This is a genomic window from Pseudomonas sp. BCRC 81390 (genome assembly GCF_030341915.1).
Lineage (GTDB): Bacteria > Pseudomonadota > Gammaproteobacteria > Pseudomonadales > Pseudomonadaceae > Aquipseudomonas.
This window is the reverse complement of record NZ_JATAAG010000063.1, coordinates 142,170-154,860: the sequence shown is the minus strand read 5'-3', so window position 1 is coordinate 154,860 and position 12,691 is coordinate 142,170. Positions and strand designations below refer to the sequence as shown.

At 59.6% G+C, this 12,691-nt stretch carries 3 protein-coding genes and 1 pseudogene; all 4 read left to right on the top strand.

Features of this window, described 5'->3' with window-relative positions:
* The 4 genes and pseudogenes from mads6 to QSV36_RS15390 all read left to right on the top strand — a co-directional run bounded on the left by mads6 (position 1) and on the right by QSV36_RS15390 (position 12,687).
* Positions 1 to 4,176, top strand: coding sequence for a methylation-associated defense system protein kinase MAD6 (gene mads6 / locus QSV36_RS15405; RefSeq protein WP_289132944.1), 4,176 nt, complete (start codon positions 1 to 3; stop codon positions 4,174 to 4,176).
* On the top strand, positions 4,176 to 5,849 hold the full coding sequence (gene mads7 / locus QSV36_RS15400) for a methylation-associated defense system protein MAD7 (RefSeq protein WP_289132942.1): 1,674 nt from the start codon (positions 4,176 to 4,178) through the stop codon (positions 5,847 to 5,849). The genes mads6 and mads7 overlap by 1 nt, the downstream gene beginning before the upstream one ends.
* Positions 5,846 to 11,443, top strand: coding sequence for a methylation-associated defense system ATP-binding protein MAD8 (gene mads8 / locus QSV36_RS15395; RefSeq protein WP_289132940.1), 5,598 nt, complete (start codon positions 5,846 to 5,848; stop codon positions 11,441 to 11,443). The genes mads7 and mads8 overlap by 4 nt, the downstream gene beginning before the upstream one ends.
* Before the next feature lie 94 nt (positions 11,444 to 11,537).
* A pseudogene (locus QSV36_RS15390) lies at positions 11,538 to 12,687 on the top strand (IS3 family transposase).
* Positions 12,688 to 12,691 lie beyond the last annotated feature (4 nt).

Sequence of the window (12,691 nt, the reverse complement as noted above, 5' to 3'; positions counted from 1 at the left end):
ATGGCAAAAGTGATCCCAGTAGGCCAGCCGGTCAATGATGCAGAGCGTAGCGCCATCGCTTACCTGCGGGATCGCTTGCCAGACAGTTTCGTTTTGCTTCACAACTTCGAGATTGAGCGGCAGAGCGAGCGCTTCGAGATCGACATCGCGTTGCTGACCCCGCACGCCCTTTACCTGATCGACGTGAAGGGCACGCGCGGCACCATCGATGTGTATGGCAACAAGTGGTACCCCGAGGGACGCGCGCCGTATCCGTCGCCGCTGGGCAAGCTGCGAGGTCATGCGCGCACGGTGAAGGGCTTGGTGACTCAGGCCAATCCCGGTCGGAATGAGCTGGACGGCATCTATGTCGATGCCGCCATCTTGCTCACCGCGCCCGATGCTCACCTGAATGACCGTGAGCAGTTGGATGCAGACCGGGTGGTGAAGCTGAAGGACGCAGAGCGCTACTTCAAGGATGCCACGCGCATCCCGGCGCGCTTCTCCAAGAGCATTCTGCAGCAGCAGGGATTGATCCTGCATGCCTTGAAGGTGGTGAAGCCAGCTTCCGCCGTGCAGCGCTTTGGTCACTGGCAGGTGAAAGAGAAGCTCGGGGCGGCGGAGGCCTACACCGAGTTTCGTGCCGAGAACGCGTTCGCGGGTGGCACGGCGCGCCTGCGGGTCTATCAAGCCGATCCCTATCAGCCTGAGGATGTGCGCAAGGCGCAGGTCAACCGCATTGCCAATGCCTACCGGGCGCTGTCCAGGCTGCCGCTGCATCCCAACATCGTAGCGGCGCGGGACTTCTTTCCGACCGATGACGACAAGTCGTTCATCCTGATCCTGGACGATGCGCCGGGCCAGGCGTTGACGGTGCACATGGCTCGGCCCCAGTTGGCGCTGACGCTGGACCAGAAGTGGCGGGTGGCCAAAGACCTGTTGGCGGCATTGGCCCACGCCCACCATCACGGTGTGGTGCATCGCAACCTGACGCCGGGCGCGGTCTTGATTGGCCAGGACGGCACCACACGCATCACCGATTTCGACTTCGCCAAGCCCGGTGTGGACCGCAGCCTGACGATCGCGACGGACATCGTTGATCTAGTGGAGAAAGCCTATGTGGCGCCCGAGGCATTCCGGGAGCCGGGTGCCGCATCCAGCGCATCAGACATCTTCTCCGTAGGGGTCATCCTTTACGAACTCTTCACCGGCGAGCGCCCCTTCGCGGGCGAGCCCACCACGGTGTGGGAGCGGGTCGGCGAGTTCCTCAACAAGCCCTCGGCACTGCGACCGGAATTGAATGAGTCCTTTGATGCTTGGCTGCAAAGCTTGTGCGCTTTTGATGAGCACCAACGACCAACCGCATCGGCCGCGCTGGGCGCATTGAGTGCTTTGCTGCAACCTATGGCGCAAGCAGCCAGCCAAGCTGCAGAGGCGCCGAAGCCCGAGGTCTTTGAAGTTGATGATGCCCAGACCGACTACCTGAACTTGGCGGCAGGCCATCGCCTGACCCACAAGTTCATCGTGGAGAAGAAGCTTGGGCGCGGCAGCTTCGGTGTGGTCTACAAGGTGATCGACACCTTGGGCGATGTGGCGCGCACGGTGAAGCTCATCGTCAGTGACCGGCACTCGACATTGGAGCGCCTGAAGAAAGAGTACCGTCACCTGGTGCACATCCCCGAGCACCCTCACGTGGTGCGTGTGCTGGATGCAGATGTGATTCCAGGGCGTGACATTCCCTTCCTGGTGTTTGAGTACGTGGAAGGGGCCGATGTCGGCGACATGATCCACGATCGCCTGCTGTCCCCCGAGGACGCTCTGGAGCTGGGCAAGCAGGTGATTGAGGGGCTGGTGCATCTGCATGCGCAGGGCTTCCATCACTGCGACATCAAACCGCGCAATCTGTTGTGGACGCAGAAGGGCGCCAAGATCATCGACTTCAATGTCTCGGTGCGGGCCGACGACAAGGAGTCGCGCGGCGGGGGCTCGCGGCGCTATCTGCCGCCAGGCTTTGACCCCGAGGTCATTCCGCATAACGGCGAGCGCGCGGACCGCGATCTGTATGCGCTGGGCCTGACTTTGTACGAGGCATTGACCGCCCGCTACCCTTGGGACACCACGGAACCGCCCATCAACAAGCCTGCGCCGGATCCGCGTGAACTCTCAGGCTTTGCCGACTTGGCGCCAGAGTTGGTGAGTGTGGTGCTCAAGGCCATTGCGCCGCGCAGGGCAGAGCGCTTTCACACGGCCGTCGATTTCCGCGATGCGCTGGCAGAAGTTCGCCATGCGCGTCGAGTGCAGACGGTCAGCCTGGCGGCCATGGTGACGGGCGTGAGTAGCGGGCTGCCCGCCTTGGCTGAATCGGCACCTAACACAAATGCGTTCGTATCACACCTGCTGACGCTCTACAGCCAAAGCCGGCGCAGCAATGCGGGTACGCGGGGCATGGACGCGCTTGGGTTCTCAGCCTATGTGGACACTGCACTAGACCGTGCCTTGTTGCCTGCTGTGCTGCAGGGAGAGTTCCGGCTCGTACTGATCTCGGGCAACGCTGGCGACGGCAAGACGGCTTTCTTGCAACGGCTAGAGAAAGAGGTCGAAGCGCGTGGCGGGGCCGTCAATCGTGGTTTGGCAAACGGCAGCGAGCTGAGCTTGGACGGCAAGCGCTACCTCATCAACTACGACGGCAGCCAAGATGAGGGCAACAAGGACAACAACCAAGTGTTGCTGGACTTCCTGGCCCCGTTCCGGGGCAACGACGCAGCGTCCTGGAGGCCCCACGAGACGCGACTGATTGCGATCAACGAAGGCCGCTTAGTGGACTTCCTAGCTGCGCATGAACGGGATTTCCCGGCGCTCACGGCCCTGGTTCGGCGTGCATTTGCTACCGGGGAAACTGAGTCTGGCGTGGCGGTGGTGAATCTGAATCTGCGCAGCGTTGTGGCCGATGACGCCAGCAATGCTCAGGGCGGGTCCATTCTGGAGCGCACGCTGAGAAGCATCGTCCGCCCCGAGAACTGGGCTGCTTGTGAGCAGTGTGACTTGAAAGACAGTTGCTATGCCTTGCACAACGCGCGCAGCTTCCAGGATGAGATCGCTGGGCCGCGCTTGTTGGAACGCCTCAAGACGCTTTACACGATGGCGCACTTGCGCGGGCGCTTGCACATCACGATGCGCGACCTGCGTTCAGCGCTGTCGTTCATGCTGATTGGCAACCGCGACTGTGGTGAGATTCATGCGCTCTACGCCTCAGGCAAGCACGATGAGGTGGCACGTAGCTTCTACTTCAACAGCTGGATGGGTGGCGGGCAAGCCACCTCGGATCGGCTGCTGACGCTACTGAGCGACCTGGATGTTGGCAAGCAGGAGGACCCCCGCTTCGACCGAGGCCTGGACTTTGTTCAGCCGGATGACCGCGCCCTGTTCCGCTTCGAGCGTCGAGGGCAGTTTGACTTCGAGGTGTTGAAGCGCCTGTTCGGCGACCTGCCGCGTGGCGTGTCTGACTCGTCAGTTCGCCACCGGGCGTGCAAACATCGCGAGTATGTGGCCATGGCACGCCGCAAGCATTTCTTTGAGCGGCGCGACGCGAGCTGGGAAAAGATGCTGCCCTATCGCTCCGCCAAACGCATGGTGGAGATCGTTCGAGGCGAAATGCCAATCGACAAACTCACGAGCGAAATCCTGCATGCGGTCAACCGAGGCGAGGGGCTACAGCGCCCGGAGCGCCTTGGAGCCAGCCTGGCCTTGCAGTTGCGGCAGGTCGAACACGGTACGGTTCGGAGCTACCGGCTCTTCCCAGTGGAGGGCTTTGGGCTGCAGGTACAAGACTTTGCGGCCAAGGCTCGCTTCGTTGAACACCTGCCGACCGGTTTGCTGCTGAAGTACCAAGGCCAAGGCGCAGGTGCCATCAGCAGCGAGCTGATCATCAACCTCGACGTGTTCGAGATGCTGGTACGGCTGAATGAAGGCTATCGGCCAAGCGTTGAAGAGATGCAGGGGTTCTATCTCTGCCTTGGCGTATTCAAGAACAGTCTCAACGCACAGCCTTACCGCGAAATCCTGCTGACCACCACGGGGCACGACTTCTACCGCTTGGCACGCCATGACGATGGTCGGGTGGAGATGCGTTTACTGCACAGCCCGGTGAAGAGCGCTCGCCAAGAAGAAGCCGCAGAGAGCGGCGCCAGGGGGAACTGATGGCATTGCAGAAGAAGGACAGGGAGTTCCGACTTCCGAAGATCAGCTATCTCGACTTCAAGACCATCGAGATGGATCGGGTGCTCACGGGCTTGTTCGAGCGGCTGGAGCATGGGGGCTATCCGAGCGTTTTCCGCGACAAGCGCGAGCTGACCGTGGACAAGTTCGTTGATGACATCCTCGATGCCAGCGACAAGTTCTTGGGTTTCACCCAGCACCGAGACATGGTGGAACGTTGGGTGGAAACCCACTTGATGGACATCGTGAACCGAGGCAAGAAAAACGCCGCCGTGGCAGGGCCGCGACCGCTGCATGGCTATACCTATCGCTTTCGCAATCCGAAGCACTCGCGTGACTACGGCGCCGCCCAGCATCTCTATCAGATGCTATATCACGCAAGAAATAGGTCCGGCCACAACGCTATCGAGCATCTCAAGGGCTTCTTCTTCGACGGGTTCGACAAGCTCACAAGAGAGCTGAACGACAAGGCACTGACAGACATTGAGACGGCGACGCTGCTGCACTTTCTGTCGCAGAGGAAGGACACGGCGGACACGCGCGCGGGCGGAGATCGGTTTGCGCCTGTATGCATCGGCTCAGCCGATCTGATGGCCGAAGACATTCAGCGACTGCTGTTCTACAAGCCCTTCATGCCGCGCTCGGTGATGGTGGAGTACCTGAAGGTGCTGTTGTCGTTCCACTTGGCGCTGTACCACCTTCGCCTGCTGAAGCTCCTGCCTGCCTGGCAGAAGCTGGAGGGAGCCAACTCGCTGTGCGCTGAATCGGCATGCCCCATGAAGCCCCGCGAGCAGCGCGAGCCTCAGGGTGACTGCCCCTACAAGCTCGGCTTGTTCGTTGATCTGTCGGGTAGCTCAGAGTCCTCTACCGCAGCGCTGGCAGAGCGCAGCGCAGATGGCTACTACCGGCGCATTCCCAGTTTTGTGCGAGCGTACTTCGTCGCCAAGAAGCTTGACGAGTTTTCTGAGCACCTCGTTCGGAGAGGGAAACTAATCCGACCCCTGAACTCCGTGTTCTCGGTCGGCGAACTCTACGGTTTGCAAGGGGAACCATTCGCGGAAGAGCGAGAGAAGTTCTTTGGTGAGCGGCTTGCCGGACTGCTGGAATCCTTGTCTGAGGGGGATGCGGGCCTTGACGCAGAGGTCGAAGCCATCACAAAGATGGGACTCTCGGACTTTGAGACCTACATCGAGATTCTGGTGGCTCTGCGTGGTGCATTCCATCGGAAGTACATCATCGAGTCTTTGGACGCGACGATGTTGAAGAACAAGTCGGGTGCGCTGCTTGCGCAGACCCGTGCGCGAAACGCACCTCGGCGATTTGCGCTGGAGAGTCGCCTGCTGGAAGTGTTGCTACAGATCGCGGTGTTGCGCCCCGGTGGGGACCAGGGCTACTTCACCGGCGAGATGCGGATCGACGACTTGCTGTCGTTCTTGCGTGAACGCTATGGGCTCTACATAGATCAGCTGCCGCCCGGTGAGGGGTTCAGCGCTCCGACCATCGACGAACGGAAGGCACTGCGCAGCAATGTGCAGGCATTCACCGGACGCCTACGTGAGATTGGCTTCTATCGAGATTTGTCTGATGCCTACGTGACCCAGACCGTGGTGCCGCGCTACACGATTGCAGAACGAAACGAAGGAGCGCGCGCATGAGTCAGGGACTGCGTGAACTCACCAATCAAGAACTGAACGCCGCGCTGGAATCGGTCCTGCTTCCAAAGCTATCCCAGTTGCTTGCCGCTCGCGAGCTTGGGCATTGCATGCGGGTCACTGACTTGGATCGAGAGCTGATGATTCGCTTGGCTGGCGGCCTGCGGGCTGCCGTGCCGTCAGCGAACGTCGTGGTACTGGCTGACGTGGGCTTGCGAGCGATGGCACCGGACATGGCTGTCAGCAGCACCAAGCTGGTTGAGCTGCGGAATCCGCTACCGAACGATGAGCTTCGGCCCCCGTTGCTGGTCTTCGTGCCGAATGACCTGCGTGCTTCAGCGGAAGATTCTTTTGGGGTCGCGACGTTCGAAGAGGTCTCGATCGATGGCGCGTATGCGGAGCTAAATGGGCAGTTGCTGGCTCAAGTCCCCGCCAACTTGCGGATGGCCGTAGAGGCCTGCTTGAGCGAGTTGCGGCGGCGTGACGCCCGGTGGCGGTATTCCGATGACGCTGCTGTAGCACGTTACCTGCTCACCTGCCAGGTCAATGAGTTTGATCCGGATGCGATGGGGGCCGCGCTTTTTGAGCTTGCTCTGGTGCCGGACTTTGAGTTGTTCCAACAGGCCGAGCGCGCACCTGCGCGGGTGGCGCGCAACCGAGAGTGCGTTGAGCGCGTGACCTGGTCTACCAAGACGGAGCGCGTTCGCGCACTTGAGCTGGGCTTGCTGGACCCCGTGTTCTGCAAGCAGCTTGGCGAGTTCTTCTCCCGCATCGGCGTCTCCAATCCCAAGGAGTGGACGCAAGCCATCGTTCGTGACCGTGTGAATTGGCCACTTGCGTTCAATAAATGGTTGTTCGAGGACGGCGGAGTCAACCCCGATGCCATCTACATCGGCGATGTCGCACTGCCTGACTTGCCCGTGGTGAAGGATGACAACGAAGACCCCCGATTGGCTGAGTTGATCGGGCACAAAGTGCTTCCCATCTCAAAAACCGGCCTCAAGAAGTTCAGTGTCTCTTTCCGTGTTGACCCGGTGCCGTCCAAGGTCGAAGGGTTATCGCGGTTTGTGGCAGAGGTTGTGTCGCGCGACAACGGTCCGACAGGCCTGCGTAGGCGTAAGGCCGCTTGGAGCAAGGGGACCGACTCAGGTGCGATTGCTTTTTCGTCGATTGGCAAGATTGACTGGGAGGAAGGCTGGCACTACGTGCGGGTGTATGCAGAGACCGAGGACGGTGATCGCATCCCTCTCGCGGACGGAGAAGGCAATCCCATCCGGTTCAACACTGATGGAGCGGAGACGCACGCCAGCCCCAACGAAAGTGACCTGTTTTACGTGGTCACCGACGACGAGGTGGAGGTAGAACCACCGCAGCGTGCGGTCCCGCGTGAGGCAAGCTTGATGCATGCGTTGCTGCGTGCACGTTTTGCGGCGGTGACTCAGGATCGTGATCCTGGAGCCGTTACTGTGACCGGCTGCGGCTGGGTGGAGCGCAGTAGCAAGGCCATAGCCAGCGCCGAAACCTTGGAGATTCGCCTGGGCAAGGAGGGTAAGGCGAACGTCTTGGTGTCCAGCCTTTTGGCGAACCTGGAGCGGGCTTTTCTTGAAGACCCGGAAGATCTTAACCGCTTGAGACTTTCGATCAGCGCTTCGGGTGTTGCCACCCGATCTACGACGTCATTCAAGTGGCCGGTCTCGGACGAGGTAACTCGATTCCGGGAGGCTCGGGAGTTGTTCTTCGCCGCAGTGCTCAAGGGGGACCAACGGCTGACCATGCAGGCCAGCGATCTTCTGTCCCTTCAGGAGCCGGCTCAGAACTACGCCTCCGCCTACTTGGCTTGGATCGACACAGCGCTTGCACGTGCCAGCTCCACCGAGACGGCCGTAGCGCGGCAAGCGATGGATGAGCTTCGCTACGCGCTCACCATAGATTCAGTGGCCCTCGTGCTGGAAGACTACCAAGGCAGGCGACGAGATGCTGTGCTGCTGGGGCCAACGCATCCTCTGCGTGCCAACTGGCATGTTGCATGGAGCCATCTCGGCCAGACCTGGATGGAGCAGAGCCGGGCTAGCAATAAAGAGTTTGTGATCCCGACACGTGACGCAGTGATCAAGCAGCTTGCGCCAGCGGCATTTCCGCCGGTTGTTCCCTTCGGTGAGGAGCTGGGGCGGACAGCGCTGGCTGTGGACAACATCAACCCGTTCTGGTCCTTGTACGCGGCGACCGATGAAAAGGACCCTCGTGGCCTGATTGGGGAGGTTTGTGCTGCCTTGGGCTTGCCAGAGCCAGCCATAGGCGGGGCAACGATCGATAGTGCTTATCTTGTCGCGCGCGTGCAGCGTTATCTGGTCCAGCACCCGTATGTGGAGACGCTGACGATCAACGCATTCAACGCGGGGCGCGCAGGCGCAATGGCCGAGGTGCTGCTTGCACTCCAGCGACATCCTGACTTCGCCGATCTACGTTACGACATCCGGCTCTTCGTGCTTGATCCTGCAGCCCCTTCGACCGGGGAAGCATTGCTGGAACTCTTGTCGCCAGACTCGGGAGCGAGCGCCAAGGAGGCAGACGCTTTTTCGACGCCGACCAACAGTCATTTGCACCCCAAGCTGCGACTGGCCATTCGTGCGATCAAGGAATTCCGTGAGGATCCGGATTTGCATGCGGCGCACCTGTCCTTCTTGTTTGACTTGTTCCCGGCTGAGGAAATTCGAGCAGTTGATGTCCAGGACAGTGACGACTCTTCGTTTGTTCATGGTCTGGTTCAGCCCTTCGAAGTGGACTATCTGGAAGACGAGCAGTCCATCACTTGGCTGCGTCGTCCGCTTCATGGCGCGGCGCAGCCGCTGGTGGGGGCGGAGGCGTTATCCGACCTCATGGGTGGCGTTTCCCGTGCTGTCTCGGTCGCAGTGGCGACGGTTGCTCGCAGTCAATACCTGCCGCATGCGCGCCCTGTTGTTGCGCTGAGCCTGTCCGCAGATGAGCGTGCCATGCTCCATCAGGTTCATGAGGTCAGTGATTGGGTGCTAACGATTGATCGGAACTTGGGAATCGAGTTCTTCGACCATCGTCGGCATGCCACACGGCCAGACTATCTGATCGACCACTCGCCCGACATGGCGAGCGCGATGAGCCATCGATTGGCAATAACCTCGCGGTCCGTTGCTGAGCTTGAGTCGTTGCTGATTCCCATCTTGGGTGAGTACGGACTGCCCAATACGGGGCGACATGCCTTGGTGATGCTGGACCAGCTTCGATCGTTGTCCGGCCGGTTGGCCTTGAAGCTACTGTCCTCTTCATCCCAGCGGGCCGAGGCGATGGGTTTGGCGCTCTCGCGTTTGTTCCTCGAACACCAGGGCGTTTTCCAGAATCAAGTCGTCGTGCCGTTGGACGCGCACTTGGAGTTATACAAGGCGTTGAAGCAAAGCGCTGAGGAAATGGGCGATGAAGTCAGCTTCCGACGGACTGACCTTGCTCTGTTCGACCTCGACCCAGCAAGTCGCGTGGTGACATGTCGGCTGGTTGAAGTGAAGTGCTACAGCCAAGTGGGTGATGTGGCTGCCTACTCGCAGTTGAAGGCGTCTATCACAGATCAGATCGCTCAGTCCGAGCACGTCTTGGCCTATCACTTCGACCCCAGGATGGCTGACGTAGATCGGCCTGACCGCCCCATCAAGAATCGCGATCTTGCTGCACTGCTGGGCTTTTATCTAGACCGCTCCGAACGCTATGGCGTGGTCTTGCCAGAAGCCGCCGAAGAGGCTCACTACTTCCTGCGACGCCTTGATGAACGGCCTTACACCCTGCAGTTCACACGAAGTGCTGTGGTGTTTGACTTCAGCAAGCCAGGTACTGAGCCCGCCGAGCATGAAAACGGCATCGAGTTCTATCGGATCGGTAGTGATTTGATTCGACAGTTGGTGGAGTCGGCAGTGACTGACACCGAAACGGTGGCTAGCGTCCAGTACGCCCGCTCTGCCGACACAGTGCGAGAGGTCACGCAAGAACTGCTTCGTCGCAGGGAGTTGGCGCCAGCCGTTCCTACCTTTGAAACAGCTGCCTTCCTCAGCCCGCCACGGGATCGAACACTCGCGTGGGACGACAGTCCGAGGGGCAAGTACACGCAACATGAGGTGGCTTCAAGCGTGCACGTGCGTGAGCCGGAGCCTGCCCCCGTGGCGCTGGCGGCTCCCCAGCCAGTTGGCACCGTGCAGGCTGCAAGCGCTGGCACACCACCGTCAGCAGACGAGCCGGGTTCGGATGCGACTGCGACTGCGGAACAGGCGCCCGCATCGGTTCTTGTTGCGGGGGAGGAGGCTCCCCAGAGAGCCTCCGTTACGCAGCCGCAGCCTCAAGACGGCGAGGCTACCGATAGTCGCGCGGCTTACGACATCATGCTCGGTGCCACGGGAGCAACACCGCAGTACGGTTTGCTTGGCGAAGTGTCTGGGCGCAAGGTGGCACTCGACCTCAATCAGACCCACACCATCAGCCTGTTCGGCGTTCAAGGTGGCGGCAAGAGCTACACCTTGGGCAGCGTGGCAGAGATGGCTTCGCTGCAGATCCCCGGTATCAACTGCCTTCCCGAGCCGCTGTCCACGGTGATCTTCCACTACAGCCCGACGATGGACTACAAACCCGAATTCACGTCGATGGTGGGGGCGAACTCGGAGGAAGATCAGGTTCGCGCTCTGAAGGAGGTGTATGGCGCGGAGCCGAGGGCACTCGCGGATGTCTTGCTTCTCGTACCAGCCGACAAGATCGAAGAGCGTCAGGCCGAGTACCCCGACATCGAAGTACGCCCTTTGCAGTTCTCGGCCTCAGAGCTGAAGGCTTCGCATTGGAAGTTTTTGATGGGAGCCGTAGGCAATCAAGCCACGTACATCCGTCAGATCATGCGCATCATGAAGGCGATGCGCGACGACATCACCCTTGAGGGCTTGCGTGCAGGCATCGATGCATCGTCGGTTCCCGATCACCTCAAGGAGCTGGCTCGGATGCGCCTTGACCTGGCCGCCGAGTACATCAGCGACGGCACCTCGCTCACTGAGGTGGTGAGACCAGGCCGATTGATCATCGTGGACCTGCGGGACGAATTCATCGAGAAGGATGAAGCCCTCGGACTGTTCGTCGTGCTCCTGCAGCTGTTCGCTGATGCACGGATCGATGGGCGCAGCTTCAATAAGCTGGTGGTGTTCGATGAGGCCCATAAATACATCGAGAGTCCTGACCTGGTTGCCGGGCTCATCGAAGTGGTCCGAGAGATGCGGCACAAGGGCGTCAGCATCATGGTTGCAAGCCAAGACCCGCCATCTGTGCCTGTCAGCCTGATCGAACTGTCCAGCCAGATCATCATGCACAAGTTCAATTCGCCTGCTTGGTTGAAGCACATCCAGAAGGCTAACGCTGCACTCGGCAACCTGACGCCAGAGCGTATGGCTCTGCTGAAAGCCGGGGAAGCCTACGTGTGGTCTAGCAAGGCCACGGATGAGTCGTTTTCTAAGGGAGCTGTAAAGCTGAGGTGTCGACCGCGTGTAACACAGCATGGTGGCGCAACTAGAGTTGCAGTTGCTGAGGAGGGGATTGGCCATCGTTAAGACTTGTTGGCCTTTCCAATAAGTTAGCCTTTGAATCGCCCCTGGTTTCGTAGACACCTCCAAGCCTCATAATGAGGCCCAAATAGGAGGTGCCATGAGTCGTCAGCGTTACCCCGAAGAATTCAAGATCGAAGCGGTCAAGCAAGTGACCGAAAAAGGCAAACCTGTCGCCGAGGTCGCCCAGCGCCTGGGCATGTCCGTGCACAGCCTTTACGCCTGGATCAAGGTCTACAGCAAGCCTCAAGAGCAGCGTCAGCAAGACAGTGATCAGCAGGCCGAACTGCGCAAGCTGCGCGCCGAGCTCAAACGCGTGACGGAAGAGCGAGACATCTTAAAGAAGGCCGCCGCGTACTTTGCCAAGGAGTGCGGCTGAAGTACGCCTTCATCAAGACGCACTCGACGGATTACCCGGTGCGGCGCCTTTGCCAAACCCTCAAGGTGCATCCCAGCGGCTACTACGCCTGGTTGGCTGAGCCGCAATCTGCCCGAGCAAAAGAAGATCACCGTCTGCTTGGCTTGATCAAACATGCTTGGCTCGAAAGCGGAGGTGTGTACGGCTACCGCAAAATTCACGATGACCTGCGTGAGCTGGGAGAGACATGCGGGCGGAATCGAGTCGGTCGTTTGATGCAGGCAGAGGGGGTACGTTCGCAAACGGGCTATCGCCGTCGTCCTGGGTTTTATGGCGGAAAGCCAACAGTGGCATCTCCCAACCACCTTGCGCGGCAGTTCAAGGTCAGCGAGCCGAACAAGGTCTGGGTGACAGATATCACTTACATCCGCACCTATGAAGGATGGCTTTATCTGGCGGTAGTGCTGGATCTCTTCTCACGCCAAGTCATTGGTTGGTCAATGAAGCCAAGGATGTGCAGCGACCTTGCTATCGACGCGATGTTGATGGCCGTTTGGCGACGCAAGCCACAGCAGCAAGTGATGATTCACTCAGACCAAGGCAGTCAGTTCAGTAGCTCAGATTGGCAAAGCTTCCTTAAGGCCAACAATGTGGTCAGCAGCATGAGCCGACGGGAAAACTCCACGACAATGCCGTAGCCGAGAGCTTTTTCCAGCTTTTGAAGCGGGAGCGAATCCGACGAAGGATCTACGCAACGCGTGACGAAGCCCGAAGTGGTATTTTCGATTACATCGAGATGTTCTATGACCCTAAACGCCGACACAGCAGTGCTATGCAGCTGTCACCAGTAGAGTATGAGAAACGCTATTTTCTGAGCTTGGAGAGTGTCTAGGAAA